The sequence below is a fragment of the Stutzerimonas kunmingensis genome (assembly GCF_032106285.1).
GTDB classification, from domain to species: domain Bacteria; phylum Pseudomonadota; class Gammaproteobacteria; order Pseudomonadales; family Pseudomonadaceae; genus Stutzerimonas; species Stutzerimonas kunmingensis_B.
In genome coordinates, this window is record NZ_DAMCPO010000042.1 from 1 (window position 1) to 22875 (window position 22875).

22 protein-coding genes and 2 pseudogenes are annotated in these 22875 nt (G+C 57.3%); 14 read left to right on the forward strand and 10 right to left on the reverse strand.

Annotation, left to right across the window (positions count from 1 at the left end; all coding sequences use genetic code 11):
- Positions 1–315: 315 nt before the first annotated feature.
- The 4 genes from RT582_RS20985 to RT582_RS21000 all read right to left on the reverse strand — a co-directional run bounded on the left by RT582_RS20985 (position 316) and on the right by RT582_RS21000 (position 4229).
- Positions 316–876, reverse strand: coding sequence for a hypothetical protein (locus RT582_RS20985; protein WP_009686162.1), 561 nt, complete (start codon positions 874–876; stop codon positions 316–318).
- 224 nt (positions 877–1100) lie between these two features.
- The gene (locus RT582_RS20990) at positions 1101–1559 is read right to left on the reverse strand and encodes a hypothetical protein (protein WP_009686163.1); all 459 of its coding nucleotides are present in this window, start codon (positions 1557–1559) and stop codon (positions 1101–1103) included.
- 8 nt (positions 1560–1567) lie between these two features.
- Positions 1568–1930 (reverse strand): DUF3703 domain-containing protein, encoded by a 363-nt coding sequence (locus RT582_RS20995; protein WP_009686164.1) that lies wholly within the window; start codon positions 1928–1930, stop codon positions 1568–1570.
- Between the two features lie 16 nt (positions 1931–1946).
- On the reverse strand, positions 1947–4229 hold the full coding sequence (locus RT582_RS21000; protein WP_045633917.1) for a heavy metal translocating P-type ATPase: 2283 nt from the start codon (positions 4227–4229) through the stop codon (positions 1947–1949).
- A 235-nt stretch (positions 4230–4464) separates the two neighbouring features.
- Here RT582_RS21000 and cadR (RT582_RS21005) point away from each other — a divergent pair, with 235 nt between their 5' ends.
- Positions 4465–4917, forward strand: a complete 453-nt coding sequence (gene cadR / locus RT582_RS21005; protein WP_009686167.1) for a Cd(II)/Pb(II)-responsive transcriptional regulator — start codon at positions 4465–4467, stop codon at positions 4915–4917.
- An 81-nt stretch (positions 4918–4998) separates the two neighbouring features.
- Here the strand turns inward: cadR (RT582_RS21005) and RT582_RS21010 are convergent, their stop codons facing one another.
- The 4 genes from RT582_RS21010 to cadR (RT582_RS21025) form a co-directional block, all read right to left on the reverse strand.
- Complete coding sequence (locus tag RT582_RS21010; RefSeq protein ID WP_009686168.1) at positions 4999–5643, reverse strand: DsbA family protein; 645 nt, start codon at positions 5641–5643, stop codon at positions 4999–5001.
- Positions 5640–6083, reverse strand: a complete 444-nt coding sequence (locus RT582_RS21015) for a disulfide bond formation protein B (RefSeq protein WP_313479798.1) — start codon at positions 6081–6083, stop codon at positions 5640–5642. The genes RT582_RS21010 and RT582_RS21015 overlap by 4 nt, the downstream gene beginning before the upstream one ends.
- Positions 6080–6277, reverse strand: coding sequence for a hypothetical protein (locus tag RT582_RS21020; RefSeq protein WP_009686170.1), 198 nt, complete (start codon positions 6275–6277; stop codon positions 6080–6082). The genes RT582_RS21015 and RT582_RS21020 overlap by 4 nt, the downstream gene beginning before the upstream one ends.
- A gap of 675 nt (positions 6278–6952) precedes the next feature.
- Positions 6953–7360 (reverse strand): Cd(II)/Pb(II)-responsive transcriptional regulator, encoded by a 408-nt coding sequence (gene cadR, locus RT582_RS21025; RefSeq protein WP_009403731.1) that lies wholly within the window; start codon positions 7358–7360, stop codon positions 6953–6955.
- Between the two features lie 95 nt (positions 7361–7455).
- Here cadR (RT582_RS21025) and RT582_RS21030 point away from each other — a divergent pair, with 95 nt between their 5' ends.
- The 3 genes from RT582_RS21030 to RT582_RS21040 are packed head-to-tail and all read left to right on the forward strand — an operon-like array spanning position 7456 to position 10179.
- Positions 7456–8352 carry a cation transporter gene (locus RT582_RS21030; protein ID WP_150303586.1) on the forward strand — a complete coding sequence of 299 codons (897 nt, stop codon included), beginning with the start codon at positions 7456–7458 and terminating at the stop codon, positions 8350–8352.
- A gap of 3 nt (positions 8353–8355) precedes the next feature.
- On the forward strand, positions 8356–8868 hold the full coding sequence (gene lspA / locus RT582_RS21035; protein WP_003821921.1) for a signal peptidase II: 513 nt from the start codon (positions 8356–8358) through the stop codon (positions 8866–8868).
- A gap of 21 nt (positions 8869–8889) precedes the next feature.
- Complete coding sequence (locus tag RT582_RS21040; RefSeq protein WP_004574636.1) at positions 8890–10179, forward strand: ISL3-like element ISPpu12 family transposase; 1290 nt, start codon at positions 8890–8892, stop codon at positions 10177–10179.
- Between the two features lie 193 nt (positions 10180–10372).
- Here RT582_RS21040 and RT582_RS21045 read toward each other — a convergent pair.
- Positions 10373–10828, reverse strand: a pseudogene (locus RT582_RS21045) (IS5 family transposase); the annotation flags it as partial.
- A 626-nt stretch (positions 10829–11454) separates the two neighbouring features.
- Between RT582_RS21045 and RT582_RS21050 the strand changes: the two are divergent.
- The 4 genes and pseudogenes from RT582_RS21050 to recA all read left to right on the forward strand — a co-directional run bounded on the left by RT582_RS21050 (position 11455) and on the right by recA (position 14912).
- Positions 11455–12567 carry an acyltransferase family protein gene (locus RT582_RS21050; protein ID WP_014819875.1) on the forward strand — a complete coding sequence of 371 codons (1113 nt, stop codon included), beginning with the start codon at positions 11455–11457 and terminating at the stop codon, positions 12565–12567.
- Between the two features lie 97 nt (positions 12568–12664).
- Positions 12665–13162: a CinA family protein gene (locus RT582_RS21055; protein WP_013982301.1), complete on the forward strand. Its 498-nt coding sequence runs from the start codon at positions 12665–12667 to the stop codon at positions 13160–13162.
- An 83-nt stretch (positions 13163–13245) separates the two neighbouring features.
- Positions 13246–13743, forward strand: a pseudogene (locus RT582_RS21060) (ATPase domain-containing protein); the annotation flags it as partial.
- A 125-nt stretch (positions 13744–13868) separates the two neighbouring features.
- Positions 13869–14912: a recombinase RecA gene (gene recA / locus RT582_RS21065; protein WP_313479810.1), complete on the forward strand. Its 1044-nt coding sequence runs from the start codon at positions 13869–13871 to the stop codon at positions 14910–14912.
- Between the two features lie 313 nt (positions 14913–15225).
- Here the strand turns inward: recA and RT582_RS21070 are convergent, their stop codons facing one another.
- Positions 15226–15507, reverse strand: a complete 282-nt coding sequence (locus RT582_RS21070; protein ID WP_046622309.1) for a helix-turn-helix domain-containing protein — start codon at positions 15505–15507, stop codon at positions 15226–15228.
- An 88-nt stretch (positions 15508–15595) separates the two neighbouring features.
- Between RT582_RS21070 and RT582_RS21075 the strand changes: the two genes are divergently transcribed.
- From RT582_RS21075 to RT582_RS21100, 6 genes are all read left to right on the forward strand, one after another.
- On the forward strand, positions 15596–15886 hold the full coding sequence (locus RT582_RS21075; RefSeq protein ID WP_313479815.1) for a hypothetical protein: 291 nt from the start codon (positions 15596–15598) through the stop codon (positions 15884–15886).
- Between the two features lie 55 nt (positions 15887–15941).
- Positions 15942–17488 (forward strand): IS3 family transposase gene (locus RT582_RS21080; RefSeq protein ID WP_086937305.1). Its coding sequence is split into 2 segments (ribosomal slippage): positions 15942–16428 and positions 16428–17488, totalling 1548 coding nucleotides; the frame shifts between segments, so codons are not numbered across the junction.
- 626 nt (positions 17489–18114) lie between these two features.
- A complete protein-coding gene (locus RT582_RS21085; RefSeq protein ID WP_161611856.1) occupies positions 18115–18540 on the forward strand; it encodes a DUF6957 family protein in 426 nt (141 codons plus the stop codon).
- On the forward strand, positions 18518–19621 hold the full coding sequence (locus RT582_RS21090) for a site-specific integrase (protein WP_161611855.1): 1104 nt from the start codon (positions 18518–18520) through the stop codon (positions 19619–19621). Before RT582_RS21085 ends, RT582_RS21090 begins: the two co-directional genes overlap by 23 nt.
- The gene (locus tag RT582_RS21095; RefSeq protein ID WP_313479823.1) at positions 19614–21344 is read left to right on the forward strand and encodes a site-specific integrase; all 1731 of its coding nucleotides are present in this window, start codon (positions 19614–19616) and stop codon (positions 21342–21344) included. Before RT582_RS21090 ends, RT582_RS21095 begins: the two co-directional genes overlap by 8 nt.
- Positions 21341–22837 carry a hypothetical protein gene (locus tag RT582_RS21100; RefSeq protein ID WP_313479825.1) on the forward strand — a complete coding sequence of 499 codons (1497 nt, stop codon included), beginning with the start codon at positions 21341–21343 and terminating at the stop codon, positions 22835–22837. The genes RT582_RS21095 and RT582_RS21100 overlap by 4 nt, the downstream gene beginning before the upstream one ends.
- The last annotated feature ends 38 nt before the right edge of the window (positions 22838–22875 follow it).

The window sequence follows — 22875 nt, forward strand, 5'->3', positions numbered from 1 at the left end:
AGGTACATCCGACCGCCTTGCTGCCGCTAAACCTACTTTTTCAACAGAATCGGCCAAAAGCAGCCATTAGCCAGCCAGACATGTAGGTGTCCGCTGATACAGAGTTGACGTATTCGTGCCCCCTATTGGTTGATGCGTCGACGGAGCGCACAAAAAAGTCACCATTCACAGGAGCTTTAGCGCTGAATCTTCAGGTGAGCCAAAAATTGAATCGGTGGGCGCCAGCCCAACGCCCCTAGCGTGAGTTGGGCTGGCGCATGAGAGTATTCATACCGTACGGGAACAGCATGCTGCCCGTGGAATAAGTGTGAAGTCTCAGCGCTGTGGCATGCCCATATGCTGCTGATGCTGCATCATCTGATCCATCATCATCTGTTGCATGCCCATGTACCTGTCCATCATGTATTGATGCTGCTTCATCTGCTCAGGCGTCATCTGGGAGTAGTGGCTGCCCATTTGATCCCAGCCCATCATGTGGCCCCCACCCATCATCTTACCGTTACCCATCATGTGGCCCCCGCCCATCATCTGACCGTCACCCATCATATGGCCGCCCTGCATGCCCCCTCCGCAGCACCCCATCATTCCGCCGCCACGCATTCCGTTCATCATGTGCATTCCTTGCTGCATCATGGTTTGGTGCTCTTGCATCAGTTTCTGACGCTGTGCAGGGTCGCTTGCTTTCTGAATTTGGCTCATTTGCTCCTGCATTCTCTTCAGGTTTTCTTGTGCCTTCGCCATCTCTTGATCAAATTGCTCAACGCTCATTGGCTGCTGTTGAGCCTGGCTGGTGGTACTGGAGTCCTGCTGCGCAAAGGTTAAGGCCGGAAAAAGCGCAGCCGCCAAAGCGAAGGTGGCGAGTTTTGGTGCTTTCATTGCTCAGTTCCTTGCAGGTGAAAGTGGGTCGTGGGGTGAGTCACCAGTAGTCAATATAGACCTCGAAGACGGGTGTAGCCTGATGCAGGTCAAAAGTTGATCCCGTACCTGCTACAGGTTGTATTGAAGCTGCTCCGACCAAGGAGGTTGCCTGCGTGAGCGAATTTTCAGTGGCCAAGATGGACTGCCTTCTGGATGAGCAGCCTGCCTGGGCATGTCGTGCTTCAGTAGTTAAAGCCATTTGCCGCCAGGACTGCCCAGCGGCGCTGACGATGGGCGTAAAACAGGCGCGCAAAAAGCCACACGAACGGGGTGAGGATGCCGGCATCGATAGTCACGCGATCTCGGTAAAGCGTTCCGCCACTCACTTCTTGTGCCGTAATCAGGTGATCCCACTTATTGATCAGCGGGCTGTAGCCGTTGTCTCTGAGCATGAAGGCCTGAGCGTTTTCCGTCTGCGGGTAGGTAGTCACAATTGCCTGACGGCCAATGGGAAGTACGCCGAATAGCTTCAGCTTGACCCAGTAGGTGCCCTCGCTCCAGGTATCAGGAAACTCAGCCGGATCCAGCGGGCTGAAACTCAATAAGGGTGAAGCAACCTGACGCAACAGGCGTGGTTTGCGCACCTGGGCGATCACCTTTGCGAGTGGGCACGGCAGCTGGGTGGCGAGATCGACTTGCATGGGCGCAATTACCGACTGGACAGGTTTTGCTCGTCACTCGCAAGCAAGGTCTGGAGTTCTTCAGGAACCGGCATGGGCTTGAACGCACTGATTCTGGAGCGGCCTGTATTGCCGAGGGGCACCCAGATTTTGGAGAACAACAAGGCCGCGAAAATGCGCGGTATTTGCCCGGCCACCTCGCGATAATCGCCAATTTGCCAGCCGAGCGTGAGCATCAGCCAGTGTGACCTGGCATGCAGCAAAGGTTGGCGCTGAGTCAGGATGTGCGCGCGCTCCAGCCATTGAAAGGCATCTGTACTGCGCTGTTCCTGCATGGCCTGCCGGGCCTGCTGAAAGGCTTGTTCAATTGCGAGTTGCAATGCTGCTTTCATCTTCAATCCTCCAACCCTACTTTTTAAGCAGGCGCAGGCCGTTGAACACCACCAGCAGACTGACTCCCATGTCTGCAAAGACGGCCATCCACATCGTCGCCTGCCCCGTTAAGGTAATGGCGAGAAACAGGGCCTTGATCCCTAACGCCAGCACGATGTTCTGCTTGAGGATGGCGGCGGTCTGTTGAGACAGGCGGATGAAGGCCGGGATCTTGCGCAGGTCGTCATCCATCAAGGCCACATCCGCAGTTTCGATGGCAGTGTCTGTGCCTGCGGCGGCCATGGCGAAACCGATTTCAGACTTCGCCAGCGCCGGCGCATCGTTGATGCCATCGCCGACCATCCCAACAACGTAGCCGCGCGCTTGCAATGCTTCAACGGCCTGCAATTTGTCGACTGGCAGGAGATTGCCGCGTGCCTCGTCGATGCCTACCTGCTGTGCAATCGCATCTGCGGTGTGCGGGTTATCGCCGGTCAGCATTGTGGTCTTCACGCCAAGCGCGTGAAGTTCCTCAATTGCCTGGCGGCTGGAGTCCTTGACGGTATCGGCAACGGCGAACAGGGCAATGGCACGCTGCGGATTGCACAGCACCACCACTGTTTTACCTTGGCGTTCGAGACGCTCCAGCGTCGCTTCCAGCTCGGGTGAGCAGAGGCCAAGCTCTTCCACCAGACGGTGGTTACCCAGGTGGAAATCTATGCCTTCGATGGTGCCTCGAACACCTCGACCCAGTAGGGCTTCGAATCCCTCAACGGCAGCAAACGTCAGGCCATTCTCAGTGGCATGCTTGGCTATTGCCTGCGAAACCGGGTGGTCAGAGCGACTGGCGAGACTGGCAGCATGAGTACGGTAGAGTTCTGAGTCCTGTTCAACCAACGGCATGTAATCGGTCTGTACCGGCTTGCCATGAGTAATGGTTCCGGTTTTGTCGAGTGCCAGGACGCCAAGCTTGCCACCGATTTCCAGATAGACGCCGCCTTTGACCAAAATGCCTTTACGCGCCGCCGCTGCCAGGCCACTGACAATGGTGACGGGCGTCGAGATGACCAAGGCGCAAGGGCAAGCGACCACCAGCAGCACCAAGGCACGGTAGATCCAGTCGTACCAGGGCTCGGCCATGAAGAGTGGCGGCACAATGGCGATAGCCAGGGCGAATAGGAATACGACAGGGGTGTATACCTTGGCGAACTGATCGACAAAGCGCTGGGTCGGCGCACGTGAACCCTGCGCCTCTTCGACCGCGTGAATGATACGTGCCAGCGTGGTGTTGGCTGCGGCGGCCAGGACGCGGTATTCCAAGGAGCCGGCTTCGTTGATGGTTCCTGCAAAAACCGGATCGCCGATGGTTTTCTCTACAGGCAGGCTTTCCCCTGTGATGGGCGCTTGGTTGATGGTGGAATTCCCGGAAGTTACCTCGCCATCGAGACCGATTCGTTCGCCCGGTCTTACCCTGACCAATGCGCCTACGGCGATGGTTTTAACGTCAACTTCAAGCCATGTGCCATCGATCTGCTGCACCGTGGCGCGCTCCGGCGTCAGATCCATCAGGCCGCGTATGGCATTGCGCGCCCGATCCAGCGACTTCGCTTCGATCAACTCGGCGACAGAAAAGAGGAACATGACCATGGCCGCTTCTGGCCATTGTCCAATCAGCACCGCACCGGTCACCGCGATACTCATCAGCGCATTGATGTTCAGGTTACGGTTCTTCAGCGCGATCCAGCCCTTTTTATAGGTCGTCAGGCCGCACAGCAGAATGGCGAGCAGCGCCATGCCAGCCACAGCCCAATCTGGCGCAAGCTCGGCAAAGTGGATCACTTCCGCCGATACGGCGGCCACGCCCGATAGCGCCAAGGGCCACCAGGCCTTCTTGCGCGGGGTGCTTTGCGTTTCTTCGTTTGCTGTTGCGGAACCCTCAACCACTGGCGTGAAACCAAGCTCGCGAATAGCTGCCAGTGCTGCTGGCAGTGCTTCTGCTGAGTGGCTGAGCGTCAGTACGCGCTGAAGCAGGTTGAACTCCAACGCACTGATGCCGGGTAGCGAGGTCAGCTTGTCGCGGATTAGCTTTTCTTCCGTTGGGCAGTCCATCTGTTCGATTTTGATGCGGGCTTGCCCTTCAGCAGATAGCGGCTCTGCTTGCATACCCAGGGACGAGATTGCCGCTTCGATAGGCGCGGTCGACGGCAAGCTGTGCCATACCCCAAGAATCCGATTGATCAGGTTGAAGTCGAGCTTATCTATGCCTGCGAGCTTGCTCAGTTTGTCCTGAATCAGCGTCTGCTCAGTAGGGCAGTCCATTTGCGCAATGCGGAAGCTGCTGAGCCTGGAGCCGGTTACGGCATTTACTGCTGTAGCCGCTGTGGCAGAGCACTTGCTTGCTTCGTTGGAGTCACAGCAGACATCCTTTGAAACCGCTTCAGGTTTGTATTCGTCACCGCAGCAGCCAGCCATGAAGGTATCCTCGTTGAACAGTTGTGCAGAGTGAACACCCTGAAGCCACTACAGGGTCAAGCGTTTGCTGAAGAGGTAACTCATGAAGATTGGAGAGCTGGCCAAGCTTGCCGATTGCCAAGTTGAAACGGTTCGCTATTACGAGCGCGAGGGGCTGTTGCCCGCTCCGGCCCGCAGCGAGGGTAATTACCGCCTGTACAGCAGTGAGCACCTTGAGCGACTTACGTTCATCCGTAACTGCCGAACACTGGACATGACCCTGGACGAGATCAGAAGCTTGTTGGCGCTGATGGATCGGCCAGAGGGGAACTGTGAGGGTGTGAATAGCTTAGTGGATGAGCACATTGAGCATGTGCAAGCGCGCGTGACCAGCCTGCTGGCCCTGCAACAACAGCTGGTTGAGTTACGACACCGTTGCGCCTCTGAGCGCGGCGTAGACGAGTGTGGAATCCTCCAGCGCCTGAACACCACTGGCGGTGTCAGTGCGCTTCCGGATGATGGCCACACTCATGTTGGGAAAAGCCACCGCCACTAAACATGCGCCACCACCTGCCATGCGAGGCACGCTACATGGCAGGTGGTGAGTCTGGCTCAGCTGTATGCAGACGGTTAGCGCTTATTTGCTTTGTTCGACTTCAGCTTTGACCAGATCAATCAGTGGCTGCGCGCCGAAACTCAATAGCGGCTTGCCATTCACAAAGAACGTGGGCGTCTGGCGCACGCCAGCAGCCTGGGCATCCTGAGAGTCCCTTTTCAGGGCCTCGGTGATATCGCCAGCCATCATCTCCGCACGGGCCTTTTCCACATCCAAGCCTGCCGCTTCAGCAGCTTCCCAGGCCTTCTGCACCAGTGGGTCACTGTGCCATTGCGGTTGCGCCACCATGAGTGCTTCCAGAACAGGCTCGAAGACCCCCTGCTTGCGTGCAGTTTCGAGGATTCTTGCTGCTGTTTCAGAGCCTTCATGGAAGAGGACGTAACGCAGCACCAGGCGCACATCATTCGGGTTGTCAGCCAGGATCTGTTTCACTACTGGAAAGAAGGCGCGGCAGGCCTCGCAGGACGGATCGAAGAACTCAACGATGGTTACGGGCGCATTGGCGGTGCCGATAACGGGCGAATGGAAGCGCACCAACGAGCTAGCCACTGGAGCAACTGGCGGGGTCTCTTCACTTACCGAATATCGATCATAAAAGAATGCCGCAGCAGTGAAGCCGAGCGCAGTAAGAATGCTGATGACGAGGACGATTGCACGTCTGCTCATAGGGAAGACCTCCGACGGATGAGAACAAGAAGAACAGCGATAAGGGTGAATGCGACCAGCGAAAGCAGTGGCAGAGGGACGCTGCCGAAAATCGTCATGTCAGCGCTGGAGCCGGACGGGCCTGCCCCGCAGGGCTTGATGCTCTCCGGTATGGCCCCAAAGTAGAGCAGGCTGTGGTAGAGCGCGATGAGCCAGCCCACGACGGTAACCGGCAACGCATAACGCCAGACCCCGAAATCCGAGGTGTAGCAACCAACGGCCAGAATCACGACCAGTGGAAACATGAATGCGCGCTGGAACCAGCAGAGCACGCAGGGCGTTTTGCCCATGACCTCGCCGATGAACAAGGCGGCTAAGGTCGAAACCAACGCAATACCCCAGGCCATAAGCAACAGGCTCCAGGGGCTGGGAAAGCGAGTGTTTGTCTCTGTTTCCATCATGGTTGATATCTACCCTCTACAGAGGTGGGTGGCACGGGAACTACCGTCGACGCGATATCGTTCGTGGTGACGTCTTGAGCCAGTGCATCTGCCATGCCCATGAGCATCAGCACGATAGCGAGCAGTAATAAGCGCATCGGGCGGCGCAGGTGCGCAAACAACGCCCCTGGCTCGCGCGGAGAAAGCGATTGCATAAGTTGATCCTGGATTGCAGTGGTCTTTAGCCGCAGTGCGGCTGTGCTTAGATCACGCGGCTGGATCGCGGAGGGCGCTCAATCAAGTAGACCAGGCGAGTTGGTGCGGCTTCATCCGGCAGGGTAGTCAGGATGTTGCTTTCTGCCTGTGCTGGCAGGATAAGCAGCGGCCCAAGGTAAGGGGTCTCGTGCACATGGTCGGCAGTCATCGGCGAGTGCTGGTGACCTGCACAAAAGACGCAAGAGGGGGCTGCCTCTGTGAGCAAGCTACTGTGCGCGGCTTCGCTCTTGAATCCCGCTTGCGGCTCTGCACCAACCAACAGGGAAGACATATGCCAACCCATGACCAGCAGCAATGCCAGGCTCAGTGTAAGCACTACTTGGATTGTGACCTTACGCCTGGGCATCGGGATGATGTCGATATGTATAGAGGTGAGAGGTATTTGCTCCGACCCTCATGGGTATGAAGATACGGTCGCCGTACGAATTTCTCCGCAATGAGACCATTCTCGGGGAGTAGGCACAAGCACCATGGCGATACCTGTGCGGCTTAGGTGGGGCGGGCTAGGATGCATGATGGAAAAATCAGGGTAAGCGGATTAAATGGTTGATCTTACCTTTGCATGAGAGTGAGACAGACCGGCATCTCATCGGATTATCTGGTTGATGCTTCACCTACTGCTGGTGCATGTTTCCTTCGCTAATTCCAGCAAGAACCCCACACGCCTCAACTTCCCGGTCATCGTTGCAACTCGCTCTCAGTGAAACGAGTTGTTTCTCAAGCGCTTGCAGAGCGGTTATCTGCGACCGCACATGAGAGATGTGATCATCGAGCAAGGCGTTGACGGCGGTACAAGGCTGATGAGGGTCGTCCTCATAGCTCTGTAGTTCGTGAATCTCAGCCAGTGACAGGCCCAGGATTCTGCAGCGACGGATGAAGGCCAGCCCCTCACCATGCTTCTCGGTATAGACACGGTAACCGTTGTCCTGCCGATCAGGCGGCGGCAACAAGCCCTGCTGTTCATAGAAGCGGATCGTCTGTGTTTCGACCCCTACCAACTGCGCCAACTGACCAATGCGCATCAGCCTCCTCCCCAACGGATTCTTTACTCTATTGACCTTATAGTAGCTTTATAGTTTTAAATGGTACCACAACATTGTTCAAGTGGAGTCGTATCATGAGCAAATCCTGTGGTGGCGCCTGTGGCGGTGATGCAACGTCCGCAGCGGATGCCGATATACAGGCCTCCTCCGAGGCGCCAGGGAGATGGGTCAGTGTTTATGCCGTGCCGAAGATGGACTGTCCATCAGAAGAACGAATGATTCGCCTAGCCCTGAACGGCTTTGAGGAGATTCGGGCGCTGTCCTTCGACTTGTCGAACCGCCGGCTGAAGGTCGTGCATGACGGCGAGGTCGAGCCCGTCACCTCGAAACTGAAGACCTTGGGGCTAGGCGCCTCGCTTCAGGAAACCGTCGCTGCAAATCCGGAGACCATCAAGGCCGCCGAGTTTTCGGCAGCTTCTGCTAAGCAAGAATCCGGGACCCTGCGCTGGTTGCTCGGCATCAATGCACTTCTGTTCGTGGTGGAAATGACTGCCGGTCTGATCGCCCGGTCCACCGGCCTGATTGGAGAATCCCTGGACAATTTTGCCGATGCGGCGGTGTACGGGCTTGCCCTTTATGCGGTTGGACATAGCGTGAAAATGCAGGTACGTGCCGCGCATCTTGCTGGTGTACTGCAACTGATCTTGGCTGTGGGCGTGCTCGTAGAGGTGGTGAGACGCTTTGTATTCGGTAGTGAGCCTGAATCGCTGGTGATGATGGCTATCGCATTCGTCGCATTGATTGCCAATACCAGTTGTCTGCTGCTCATATCCAAACATCGGGAAGGCGGGGCGCACATGAAGGCAAGCTGGATATTCTCGGCCAACGACGTGGTGATCAACCTGGGGGTCATCACCGCCGGCGCCCTGGTCGCGTGGACCGGTTCCAATTATCCGGATCTGATTATCGGCACCATCGCGGGGGGCATTGTACTTAACGGTGCCAGACGCATTTTGGCGTTGAAGGGTTAAATAATGCTCATTATTGGCAAAAAGCTCTCGCCGTATGCCCTATTGTCCATATCGGGCCTGCTGGCAGCGTCTGATCAGGCTGTAAAGTGGCTGGTGCAGCAATCAATGGCCTATGGCGAGTATGTTTCGGTGACCCCGTTCTTTAACTGGGTGCACCTATGGAACACCGGTGCCGCATTCAGTCTTTTTGCGAATGGTGGAGGCTGGCAGCGCTACTTTTTTATCGGAATCGCGGTAGTGGTCTCGATTTTTCTGATCAAGCTGATCCTTGAAAATCGTCATAAAGGAGAAGCCATCGCTTACAGTCTTATCCTCGGTGGGGCCATGGGCAACCTGATTGACCGGGTCTTTCGCGGCTATGTTGTGGATTCCTTTGATTTCTATTGGCGAGACTGGCATTGGCCGGCCTTCAACCTGGCTGATATTGCAATTGTCCTCGGTGCCTTACTTTTCGTTTCCAGCAGCTTGTTGGGTAAAAAAGCAAACACCAATGCCGAGTCGGATGGATCTGACTGACACCTACGCCTATACAACACCATGACCGAACTTCCCGACAACATCCTTCACCTGCCGCAATACCAAGTACTGGGCTGCAAATCAACCGACGACGAAATGCACTTCCAGGTGGACGTGCCCGATCCCATCGCCTGCGAGGAATGCGGCGTGCAGGGTGAGTTCGTACGGTTCGGCAAGCGTGACGTTCCCTATCGTGATCTGCCCATCCACGGCAAGCGGGTCACTCTCTGGGTGGTCCGCCGCCGATACACCTGCCGGGCCTGCAAGACAACATTCAGGCCCCAGCTACCGGAGATGGTGGACGGATTCCGTATGACACTGCGGCTGCATGAGTACGTGGAGAAGGAATCCTTCAACCACCCCTACACCTTTGTGGCGGCACAGACCGGCCTGGACGAGAAGACGGTGCGCGACATCTTCAACGCCCGCGCCGAGTTCCTGGGGCGCTGGCACCGCTTCGAGACGCCCCGCATCCTGGGCATTGACGAGCTATACCTGAACAAGCGCTACCGCTGCATTCTGACCAACATTGAGGAGCGAACCCTGCTCGACCTGCTGGCCACCCGCCGCCAGGACGTGGTGACCAACTACCTGATGAAGCTGAAAGACCGGCAGAAGGTCGAGATCGTCAGCATGGACATGTGGAACCCCTACCGGGCAGCGGTCAAGGCTGTGCTGCCCCAGGCCCGTATCGTGGTCGATAAGTTCCATGTGGTGCGCATGGCCAACGATGCCCTAGAGAGAGTGCGCAAGGGCCTCAGAAAGGAGCTGAAACCGTCCCAGAGCCGGACTCTCAAGGGAGACCGGAAAATCCTGCTGAAACGCGCTCACGAAGTCTCAGACCGGGAGCGCCTCATCATGGAGACCTGGACAGGCGCGTTCCCGCAACTGCTGGCCGCCTACGAGCACAAGGAGCGCTTCTACGGCATCTGGGACGCCACCACACGGCTCCAGGCAGAAGCCGCCCTGGACGAGTGGATAGCCACCATCCCGAAGGGCCAAAAGGAAGTCTGGAGCGATCTGGTCAGGGCAGTGGGAAACTGGCGCGAAGAGACCATGACCTACTTCGAGACGGACATGCCCGTCACCAACGCTTACACGGAGTCCATCAACCGACTGGCCAAGGACAAGAACCGTGAAGGGCGCGGTTACTCCTTCGAGGTGATGCGGGCACGAATGCTCTACACCACGAAGCACAAGAAGAAGGCACCGACTGCGAAGGTCTCTCCTTTCTACAAGAAAACCATCGGTTACGGACTGCCGGACTTCGCAGAGGAACTCAACTACGGAGTCGATCTATCAACCATCTGAGGGTGGTATCAGATTGATGGGGTGAAGGTGCCCCATCAACCATTAAGGAAGGTCTGAAAAAGCCGCCTGTTTTTTGACCGACTTCAGCCCTTGCCGATTTTGAAAGCGGCAAATCGATCAAAACCCGCCCGATCACCCGCTCATTTCTTGGTTTTTAGCCGCTGCGAGCTTCTCGCGGCGGCTATTCCCCGCATTACAGGCGCACCTCTCCTGCACTCATCAAATGTCTTCGCGCCATCCACAGGTTCGACAGCGCGAACAGTGTCACCAACTGAGCGGTGTTTTTCGCCAGACCACGGAAGCGCGTCTTCACATAGCCGAACTGGCGTTTGATCACTCGAAACGGATGTTCGACCTTCGCGCGCACCTGAGCTTTGGCTTGTTCGATCCTGCGCTTGGCCTTGTACAGCACGCTGCGCTTGCCCAGCTTCTTGTAGGTGCTGCGACGGGCGGCAATCTGCCAGACGACCTTCCGGTCGGCGTGCTCCGGACGTTTGTCGACGCCGGTATAACCCGCGTCGCCGCCCACCCTCTGCTCGTCGCCATGCAGCAGCTTGTCGACCTGGGTGACGTCCGCCACGTTGGCGGCAGTGCCTACCACGCTGTGCACCAGCCCTGACTCGTCATCCACGCCGATGTGCGCCTTCAGTCGGGTAAAGCAGGAGTGCAATGCTAAATGCAGGCCGCACGCTAGCTACACAATATGCACTGAAGCCCGCTATCTACGCGGCTTAGGGCTGATTTATCAAGAGTCACCGCCCATCATGGGGGTATGGGCGGAAAGGTCGGCGTTGGGCTTGGTCATCGGCTTGCGTGCGGTTCGTTGAGTGGCGGGTAAGGCTATCGGATGACGGTGCGGTCGGACCGTCCAGAGCCAGGTTGACGCGGGAAAGCCGGCAAGGTTAACACGGGCCGAGCGGCTCGACAGGTGACGACATGGGACAGCTTGAGCGGCGTTCAGGTGTCATTTGTCGGGCCGGGCACAGAAGGCGTTGACAAGCGAACCGGAGCTGTTGGTAACTCTGGCCTGTCGACAGGTTGCCGGTGCGCTTCGGGCCTCGTGTACGCCGGGCCTGCGACTCCCTCGATCACGCAGTCGTGCAGGCCCCTCGGTGCCTGTCGCGGTAGCTTGCCTGATTATCGCTCGTGCTTCGCCGCCCTGTGGATTGCAGCCCCGGTCATCCCGCCTCGGCGAATGCCTGTTCTACCCCCTCGCGTCAGTTCTTCCTGCAGTAATGCTGGCGACCTCCCTTTCTGGTCAAGTGAGCAGCAGACATGTCTCGACTACTCGGACTCGACGCCCTGCGCGGCGTTGCGGCGTTGTGCGTTGCCTATTCCCATCTGATCGCAAAAATGAAGCGTGACGGCCATTTCGATGGGCTGACCAGCGATCTGTTTCTTGTCAGCAAAACGGTACTGGATGTCGGCAAGACCAGCGTGCTGGTGCTGTTCGCCCTGAGCGGCTATTTCGTCGTTGCGGCGCTGTACAAGAGCCGCCATCGATACGAACGGCCGATCGCGGCGTTCGTCTATCAGCGCTTCTTCAGGCTGTTTCCCCTGTACTGGCTATCGCTGCTTCTCGGCGTGATGTTTCCCTGGGACGATCCGGCTCGGGTGTTCAGTCCGGCTGTCATCGCGATCAATGCGACGATGCTGCAAGGCTTCGTGTTTGTCGAAAACGTGATCGGTTTGTACTGGACGCTGCAAATAGAGCTGACCTTCTACGTGCTGTGCATTGTCATCTTCGCGCTGCGTCTGGGCGGCTCGGCCAGGCGCGATCTGCTGTTTCTGCTGGCCCAGTACGTCTTCACCCTGCTGCTCGCGTTCCTGCGCTACAAGCTGGAAATGAAGCTGCCGGTGGCTCTGCCGCTGATGCTGAGTGTGTGTTTTCTCGGCGCATTGTGGAAGGCCACGGATAACGGTCGCGCACCCGATACCGGGCATTACGCGCGCATCGCAGTGGGCCTGTTCTACCTGTTTCTGTTGCCGATCTGCGTGCTGGCCTACTCGCGCGATACCGGTATCGGGGAAACCTGGTATCGCTACTTCGTCAGCTATGCGGTGGGTGTTGCCCTCTTCATTGGCGCGACACGCATCAGTGGTAAGGGGCTGCGCTGGATCGCGCCGCTAGGCGGGATCGGCTATATCGTCTTCCTGTCTCATCCATCGGTATTCGCAATCGCCGAGCGGCTGGGCTTCGGCGCTGGAGCGCTGGCCATTCCCGGCCCGCTCTACATCGCGGTGATGCTGTTACTGGTGACGCTGTTCGGCTTCTTCGTCAAGCGAACCCTGGCAGATCCCATCCAGCGCTATGGTGATGCAGTGGTAAGCCGTCGCGGACGGAGCATCGGCGAGCGTGTCGTGCTGCCGGTTCGCCAGGATGCCTGATGGGCGACGCGTAACTCGACCATTGGCCATCCGGATGGCTGAACTCGGGAGCCCGCTGGTGTAGGGTATCGGCCACTTTCCTTTGGCCGGAGCCCTGATGAATCTCACCGAACTGGCGGCACAGCTGGGTGATGCGCTGCAACGACTGGGTGCGCAGGTCAGCACCGCGGAATCCTGCACCGGTGGTGGCATTGCCGAGGCCATCACCCGTATTGCCGGCAGCTCGGCCTGGTTCGAGGCCGGCTACATCACCTATTCCAATGCCCAGAAGACGCGCCAGCTCGGTGTACCGGCGGAGCTATTCGAGCAGGTCGGCGCGGTCAGTGCCGAAGTGGTGCAGGCCATGGCGCGGGGCGCGCAGCGCAACAGTGGTGCGCGCTTTGCGGTGGCTGTCAGCGGCATTGCCGGACCCGGCGGCGGCACGGCAGAAAAACCGGTTGGTACGGTCTGGATTGCCTGGGCCGATGACTCGCATCTGCAGGCCCAACGCTATCTATTCGCCGGTGATCGCCAGGCCGTACGTGAGCAGACGGTGGCGGCGGCGTTGCAAGGTTTGCTTGCGCTGGCGGTCGGAGAAAAACAGTTTCGGGGCTAGGCGAGTAAATTTGCCTATGTTCTAATACTGGCTACTTATACAGTTGTTGTGGCCTCCGCCCCTCTTGATCAAGTGAGGATTTGATGGACGAGAACAAGAAGCGCGCCCTGGCTGCAGCCCTGGGCCAGATCGAAAAGCAGTTCGGCAAGGGTGCAGTGATGCGCATGGGCGATCATGATCGCCAGGCCATTCCGGCCATTTCTACCGGCTCGCTGGGCCTGGATATCGCGCTTGGAATTGGCGGCCTGCCCAAGGGCCGTATCGTCGAGATCTACGGTCCGGAATCCTCCGGTAAGACCACCCTGACCCTGTCGGTAATCGCTGAAGCGCAGAAGATGGGCGCCACCTGTGCCTTCGTCGACGCCGAACACGCGCTGGACCCGGACTACGCTGGCAAGCTGGGCGTGAACGTCGACGACCTGCTGGTTTCGCAGCCTGATACCGGCGAGCAGGCGCTGGAAATCACCGACATGCTGGTGCGCTCCAACGCGGTGGATGTGATCATCGTCGACTCCGTTGCTGCACTGGTACCCAAGGCCGAGATCGAAGGCGAGATGGGCGACACGCACGTCGGCCTGCAGGATGCAGTATCACGTATTGCAGCGTAGTTTTGGTTCACTTAGGAAGTCTTCCTTCCCTACCAAGGGATACTCCCTAAGCTAATCAGTAGTATTCGATTAATTCCTAATTTGAGTGGTCGGTGAGAATGGATCAGGCAAAAAACAAAGCGTTGGAAATGGCTCTTTCTCAGATAGAGAAACAGTTTGGCAAGGGCGCCATAATGCGGCTCGGCTCAGACCGGACAATGGATATCGATGTTGTTTCGACAGGTTCCCTTGGTCTCGACATCGCTTTGGGCGTGGGTGGTCTGGCGCGTGGTCGTATTGTCGAGATCTACGGGCCAGAGTCCTCTGGTAAAACTACCCTCACTCTTTCGGTTATTGCCGAAGCTCAGCGTCAAGGTTTGACCTGTGCATTCGTGGATGCCGAACATGCTCTTGATCCAATCTACGCAGCTAAACTCGGTGTAAACATTGATGACCTCCTGTGCTCGCAGCCAGATACCGGTGAACAGGCTCTTGAGATCGTAGACATATTGACTCGTTCGGGTGCGGTTAACGTAATTGTTGTCGATTCCGTTGCTGCGCTTGTTCCAAAGGCAGAGATCGAAGGGGAGATCGGCGATTCCCATGTTGGCCTTGCCGCGCGAATGATGTCTCAGGCGATGCGGAAGATTACTGGTAACCTGAAAAATTCCAACACCATGTGTATCTTCATCAATCAGATTCGCATGAAGATCGGCGTGATGTTCGGCAGCCCGGAAACCACCACCGGTGGTAACGCGCTCAAGTTCTACGCCTCGGTGCGTCTGGATATCCGCCGTACCGGCGCGGTGAAGGAAGGCGACGAAGTGGTCGGTAGTGAAACACGCGTCAAGGTTGTCAAGAACAAAGTCGCTGCTCCATTCAGGCAAGCAGAATTCCAGATTCTCTACGGCCATGGCATCAGCAAGGCGGGTGAGATCGTTGATCTAGCTGTTGCAAATAATTTCGTTGAAAAGGCTGGCGCCTGGTACTCCTTCGAGGGTAATAAAATTGGCCAAGGTAAAGCTAATACCATGAAGTGGCTTATGGAAAACAAGGCTACCATGGACAAGCTGGAAGGCATGATTCGCGACAAGCTGATGTCGAAGCCACAGCCTGAAACATCTGCCAACCTATCCGCTCTAGAAGAGCCGGCTGACGACTAATATATCTGTCGGTGGGTGAAAGTCGGTCGTCACTGATAGTTGCTGATATACCCTTTATAATAAAGCCTAGCCTTTAAAGCTAGGTTTTATTATTTCAGGCTTAATTATTTAATATAGTTATGTAGATCTAAAAACGCGTTAGTCTTGGGTGGTTTTATTTGCACTGAGTGTGTGATGCGGCTCCTGCTATTGAGTACAGTTTATACCTCTGATCCTGAGGCGTGAATTAAGATTCAAAAACGTACGGCTTTCGCACACCGCTGGTAACCTCCAGCTGCACGGAGATGGGTGAGCTATCATTAGGTTTGGAGTACTAGTCCCCTCCGAGCTCTTCATGCTCTTGGGCAATTTGTTTTAAAAGCCTCTCTGACGTCACCCCTTCGTAGCTACTGAACGAGTCGAGCAGCACTGTGAGGGGGTGAACCCCCATAACCTCAGCGATCTCTATCATCTTCTCGATAGTGACCCCTTTCAGCCCTCGTTCCAGCATCGAGATGTGTGCTCGACTGCTAATTGACATGAACGATTCCTGGCTAAGCCCGCGAGCCTTACGAATTCTCCGCAGACTCGATCCTAGCGCTTGTCTGTAATCCATCCCTTTTCCCGTTGCATAAAAACAACGATGGAGCCAGAATGCGCCCTATAGCACTACGTCCTATAGAACGCATTTCGGAAGATCATTTATGTTCAAAACCCACGAGAGCGCCTATTACAACCTGGCGCCCGTGTTCGGGCCCGACCATCATCACTGGAGGCTCGTTGAGCGTGAAATTGCGAGCCCGTGGCTCCACGCAACGGTGAAGGTGACTGAGGGCGGCGTTGAGTACGCGAAGACAGTCATGCCCAATGACCTGCCGACGTTCCTGGAAATGGCGAATTTGAAAGGGCCTGGTGCACGTATCAGCGAGCTCCAGTTAATGAGTCCAGCGTGGATGAACGGCGCGGGACGGTGGCAGCCCGCCGCGTCAGGATAGTTGTCGTGTGAGTTGATTCGATGAGTCTTGGTCGGTGGGCGGAAGTGAGAGCCGTGTGGCGCGTTATTCGATAGAGCATCGGGAGTGGGTGGTGCGGCAGATGATGCCGCCCTTGAACCGGACGGTGCCGGAGCTGGTGGAAGCGACAGGCATTACTGATGCCACCCTGTATGCTTGGCGCAAACAGGCCAGAGCAGCGGGAGCAGTGGTGCCGGGAGATGGACAGCAGGCCGACCAGTGGTCGAGCCAGGACAAGTTTCGGGTGGTGCTGGAAAGCGCCAGCCTCAATGCGGCTGAGCTGGCGGAGTACTGCCGGCGCAAAGGCCTGTATGTCGAGCAGATCAACGCCTGGCGCGAAGCCTGCGAGCAGGCCAACAGCCTGGCTCAGCCGATCAAGACCCGGCGCGAACGCGAAGAGGAAAAGGCCGCGAAGAAGCGCATCAAGCAGCTGGAGCGTGAACTGCGGCGCAAGGATGCGGCGCTGGCAGAAACCGCGGCTCTGCTGGTGTTGCGAAAAAAAGCCGAGGCGCTCTGGGGGAAGGACGAGGACGAATGATCAGCGCCCCGGATCGCCGTGAAACGCTGCAGTTGATCGAGGACGCCGTGGCGGCGGGAGCGCGGCGGGCGCAGGCCTGCGCCGAACTGGGCCTGTCGCTGCGCAGCCTGCAGCGCTGGCAGCACTGCCCGGAGGATCGGCGTCCTTCGGCACAGCGAGCTGAGCCGGCCAACAAGCTGACCCCGCAAGAGCGCCGCCGCGTGCTGGAGGTCGCCAACCAGCCCGAGTTTGCCAGCCTGCCGCCGCAGCAGATCGTGGCGCGGCTGGCCGATCAGGGCACCTGGCTGGCCTCGGAGTCGACCTTTTACCGGTTGCTGAAGGACGCCGAACAGCAGCATCCGCGCGGCCGTAGCCGCCCACCGGTGAAACGAGCGCTGACGACCCATGTGGCCGACGGCCCGAACCAGCTGTGGTGCTGGGACATCACCTGGCTGCCGACCACGGTCAAGGGCCGTTACTTCTACTGGTACATGATCAAGGACGTCTACAGCCGGAAGCTGGTGGCCAACGAGGTGCATGAAAGTGAAAGCGCCGAGCAGGCCGCCCAGCTGCTACGCCAGGCCTGCCTACGTGAACAGCGGGCAGGCCAGCCGCTGGTACTGCACTCGGACAACGGCAGCGCGATGAAGGGCTCGACCATGCTGGCGGCCATGCAGAACCTGGGTGTGATGCCCTCGTTCAGCCGCCCGCGGGTGAGCAATGACAACGCCTATGCCGAGGCCTTGTTCCGCACGGCGAAGTACTGCCCGCTGTGGCCGGAGCGGCCCTTCGACACGCTGGAGCAGGCCAGGAACTGGGTGAACAGCTTCGTGGCCTGGTACAACCATGAACATCGCCACAGCGCCCTGAAGTTCGTGACCCCGGCGCAGCGACATACTGGCCAGGCGGAAGAGTTGCTGCGCAAGCGTATCGAGCTGTACGAGGCGGCGCGTGCACGGCACCCGGAGCGCTGGAGCGGCAACATCAGGAACTGGGTGCTGGCACCAATCGTGTGCCTGAACCCGGAGCGGGAAGCGGTACTGCAGCAAACATCAAAGGCAGCGTGACACGCTCACGCGACAACTACCTTGAAAATCGCCGGCAGCTCGAACCTATCAGACAAATTGACATAGCCAGATCAGCCGACAACGAGCTGATCCATATCTATGTGACGCATGAAGGTAAGAACTACTACGACCCTTCGCGGACGCCAGCTGAAATTCTGGAGCTGACAAACCAGCAAACCGTGTATTACACAAACCTCAGCTGACGCAGTGTCCTATGTTGAGCACGATCTTGATTCCAGAGACCAGCCGGTCAATTTCGTCTTATGCAAAACGACAGCTGGCCCATGCCTTGAAGGCTAACTATCCGGTTCCGGTAACGGGCTTTCTGGTAGATGCGTTTGTGATTGCTAACGCCGCTGTTGGGATCAGCTATCAACATGCCCGAAGGGAAAGTACGGGGCGGTTTGCCGACGGCCATCTCATACGGACATCGGACATCGTCGAACTGCGCCATAGCGACGGCCGCTGGTTCATAAAGACCCTTAACTCACTATACGTGGTGGTTACCTTCAAGCGGCACGTTGGACTCCCCTCGCTTATGGCACTTCAGCGCTTGAGGAAGTCGAGCATTGTTTTGACATCCAGACAGCTTCACTAGATGCCGTGCAAATCACACGAGATACGCCATGAAGCTCGAGTTTCTGGACATTAGTGAAAGTCAAAAAGCACTCGAAATAGCAGATTTCCTATATGGCAAAGCTTCCGCAATCAACGGCACCGATCTGAGCCGGGACGAAATCGTGCACGAGTTACACAGGCGAAATACCAAGAAGCAGTACTGCCTGGTCAAGGACTGGACTCTCGTCGAGTTAGAAATGTCCGATGAAGCGCGTCAGCAAATTGAAGCTGATGGATTCGTTGCTCGGCTGATCCACGCTAATGAGGTAGTCGAAGATTCAGCTGGCCGTTTTCCACCGGGCTATTGGGTGAGGAGCTCCTTGCAGCTGAGGTATGAAGGCGATGGCTTTTTCGAGACCAGGAGCACCATCTACGTCCTGCTTGGCGTTGGTCGCCACAAGAAAGTGCGCGATGACATCGTCTATTGCCAGTAACATGAATGGCCTTCTCAATTACGCTAAATTTCTTGAATCTCGTGATTTGCAGTGGTTCGAGTTTCCCGCTCGCAAAGCTGACCGCTGCCTGGTGCTATACCGAGGGGCGTTGATCAAGATGCGCGATGCCGGCCAGATCAGCCCATCCACGGCGTCTGAGTACATGCGCAATTGCATCATGTTCTATCGGTGGGTAAGGCATAGGGAGCTTCTTTCTCCACACGTCCAGCTGTGGCGGGAAAAGCCCTACGTCGTTAAATACTTCGACCGGGTGGGGTTCGAGCGAACGATCAGCGGAACCACCACCGACCTCAGCATCCCGAACCGTAAGCGCCCAGGCCAAACGCTTGAAGATGGGCTGTTGCCAGTCTCGGAGACCGATCGCGATGCAATTCTGGATTTCGCCGCAGAGAACGCCACGCCCGAGCTCTACCTCATGTTGGCCCTTGGATTTTTTACCGGGATGCGGCTCGGCAGCATCTGTGATCTCAAGATTCAATCTCTGGAGCGCGCCGCCCCCGACCCTTCCGCTGAAGGGCTTCTACGCCTTGCAGTTGGTCCAGGCGCAGCTCCGCCAGTGCACACGAAATTCGGTGTGACTGGCCAGGTCTGGATACCCGAAGCGTTGCGTGATGAATTGCTGGAATATGCCAAAGGCTGGCGGAGGATGGAACGAGAGGCGAAAGCCTCGCCCGAGAATCGTGACTTGCTGTTCGTGACCCGCTTTGGTAACGCCTATGGCAGGCGCGGCACCGATCAGTCATCTGCTGTGAATGTTGAGATGTCCGAGTTTCGAAAACGGGGCGTCAAAGCAGAACTACAGGTGCTCCGTAAATTCCGCTTCCATCAGTCGCGCTGCACCTTCGGTACCGAATTGGCACGTCTGGCGCTATCGGCTTGTGCCGATGTCGCTATTGTAATTGCGACGGTCAGCGACGCGTTGCTCCACGGGCCTAACTCTGAAGCCACCACCTTCAAATACATCCGATTCGTACAGGCACTGCCGATCAAACAAGCCCTCTCAAATAGCTTCATGGCGGCATTTAGCGGGATCGGCGCTGGGGCGCGGTACGATGGATAGTTCCGAATTCGACCTCACTTTCCCGATGCTTGAGTATGGGGCCACTGAAACGCCCTGGGACCTCCGGCCGCTGCTGTTTCGCGGAGGTGCAGCAGCAAAGGTGAAGCATGTGGGCCGCCAGATCGCGCAGAGCGAACTCGGCAGTCCCTTGCCGGAACGTTTCGAGCTGGTGACGCGGCTGCATGAGCACATGACTGACGACCTTGCTGGTGGCGGAAGTCGCTTCTCGGTGCAGAACAAGATCAGTGCATTGCGTCGATTCTTTGCCTGGATCGATTCAGAAAACGTGAATCTCAGTCTCGAGACGGCGGCCGACACGTTCATTCGTTGGACCGATCACTTGCTCCAGCGTCATCGAGTCGAACGTAATTTCAGCGATGGGTCCCTGTACGATCTCACCAGGCTCACGGCGACGATGCTGGACCGAGCATTGGACCGCCAAGCAAGCCTGAGCAAGAGCACACGTATTCGCAAGCCGCGCGGCAAAGGCAAGGTACATACGAGCAAAGCGGACAAGCAGAGTCTGCAAAACACCTTCGCATTCGGACACCTTCTAGCTGACGTATGCGAGGCATTGACCTGGAGGGGGACAATGGCCCCCCTCCCAGTGTGTATTTCGTTACGCACCGGCCAAGTGCTGGAACTATGGTCGGGATTGCAGAGCCCCGAGAAAGTAGCGGCCCGCCGTACCAGGCCGCAAAACCAAGCGCAAATCGAAGCATCCCTGGCGGCGCGTGCCGCCCACGATGCAGATCGGACACTGCGGACCCGTTTCCCCATCGTCAATTTACGGATCGAGAGTGAATTGCTGATGTTCATCGCCCAGACCGGTATGAACCTCCAGCAAGCACATACCCTGCGGGTTGAGCAGTTTCATTACCCCAGCCACTTAGACGGCTACCAGGTACGTACCTACAAAAAACGACGGGAAGGAGAAGTGCTATTCGAGATTTTTGCCAGTTATCGAGAGTGGTTCGAGCGCTATCTCGAATGGCGTTCCGAATGGTTTCCCAATGAGCCGGATGGTTTGCTCTTTCCGCTTATACGTAGCGGGGGACGAATCCTAGAAGAGGCGACGCAGTTCACGAACGTTACGCGCATCTGCCGCGAGCTTGGCATACCGATAGTGAGACCGCGAAAACTGCGCGGGACGCGCATCAACTGGTTGCTTCGGGAGTCCCAGAATCCCCAACAGGTTGCGGAGTTGGCCCAGCATACGGTGCAAACGCTGATACGCGTATATGCCGACCCCCATCCGCAGATCGCTATGGTGGAAATTACGCGCTTCCATCAGCAAACCGATCCGTCCCTTTCACCTCCTGCTCCTGGTAGATGTGTATCGGCCACACCTGAACCAGTGGGCACGATGCCGAAGAATGGTCCGCGACCCGACTGCATCAATGCTGCCGGTTGCCTGTTCTGTACCCAGCACCGGGATATCGAAAGTGAGGATCATGTGTGGTCTCTCGGTAGCTTGCGCCACCTCAAATCGCTTGAACTGGCACGCTACCGCCCACCCAGTTCGGGTAAGCACCTGACGACAGAGCATCCGGCCCTGCTGGTGATCGATCGGCTGACGGCCAAACTGCGCTTCTTCGAAGAAAGTAGCGAGGTCCGCAGGCTTTGGGTCGAAGAAGCCAGAGCGCGCATAAGTGAAGGTGACTACCACCCGGCCTGGGATGGCTTCATCCAATTGGCAGAACTGCGACAAAGATCAGCATGACGAAAAATATTCTTTCCGAACTTGGCCTCGGCATCGACTCGCCCCTAGCGATTCCTGATGCGCCGAACTACCGTCCGCCGTGCTGGCCACCGCAGCGTGATTGGCCGGTCATCATAGATGCCGCTGGCCAGGTGGTGAGCCGTTGGGGCGATGCCATTTGGCGGCTCGACGCGTGGGCGGGAAAACGGCTCACTCTCAATTTCGGCGATGGCCCAGCTAAGAAATATGTCGCCGCGATCGATCCTGCGAACGCCGATTTATTGCGGACCGTAATCGGCTGGTGGCTATACGGCCCCAATGGAGCCCGTGGATACCGAGGCCTGAAAACGCGCTTCGACCAGATGCGTCGGCTGTTCGTCTTGTGCACTCAAGAAGGCATTCTCGCATCCGAACTGAGTCATTTTCCGCGCGTTGCCGACCTTCTCCCGGAGGTGCTCCAGGCTTCCCGGTCCGGTGAGTTTTTGGCATTGCTGCACGAACTGTACGAGCGGCGGGATGCGCTGGGGTTCACCTTGTTGGATCGCGCAGGGTTGGCACGCCTCGCAGCGGCCATGCCCGACCACCAGAAGCTCCAGACCCCCTATATCCCGCCCCGCATTTGGCACTATCAAATCACACGCTTGCGTGAATGCCTGGATGACTTTTTGGCGCATCGAGGCCAAGTCGAGGAGTGCTTCCGCTTCTGTCTGGCTGCCTATCGGCACAACTCTGCCAGTCTCCAAGGACAACGCAGGCCACAATCGTTCTATCCGTTTCAGTGGCCGTCGGATGGATCAAACGGAAATTGGACTGGGCGGCAGTACTACGGCCCATTCATCGACACAGCGCATCGGTTTGGCATGGTGGAACTATTTCGTCGCTGGCTGGGAGTGAGCGACGACGAAATTCGCATTCAAACTCTGAGTCGCTACCTCAACCTCGTGAGCCGATCTGGACTGTGCTATCTGCTGAATTTCAGCCTCATGCGAGTCGAAGAGGCTTGGAACCTGCGCGCCGATTGCTTGCACATAGAACGTGATCCGCAGTTTGGCGACATCCATGTATTGCGCGGACGAACGACCAAGACGATGTCGGATTCTGAGGCACTTTGGGTGACGTCCCCGTCAGCTCAGGTGGCAGTTGAAGCCATGCGTGTGGTCGCAGACCTCCGCGCAGAATGCGATTCTCCCCCCGGCGAGGCCTCGGTGCCGGATGATCCGGCCAAGCGCTATCTGCTTGATTATTGCCTTGAACCGTGGGGAACGAAGTTCACCAAGATCAACCGCACGATTCGGCCATCGATTCCGAGCTATGCCCATGTGCTTCAGTGGTTCGACAAGCTGTTCGACCCTGAGCAATTGCGCATTACGCCGGAAGATTTCGCATTGGCTCGGTTGGTGACGCCGACGCTGACCGACGAGTTTGCGGTCGGCAAAATCTGGCCGTTGGCCTGGCATCAACTCCGACGAACCGGCGCAGTGAATATGCAGGCATCCGTGCGGATTCCACGCTGACTCGGACACCCATTCCACGCACATCCGGACAGTGATTC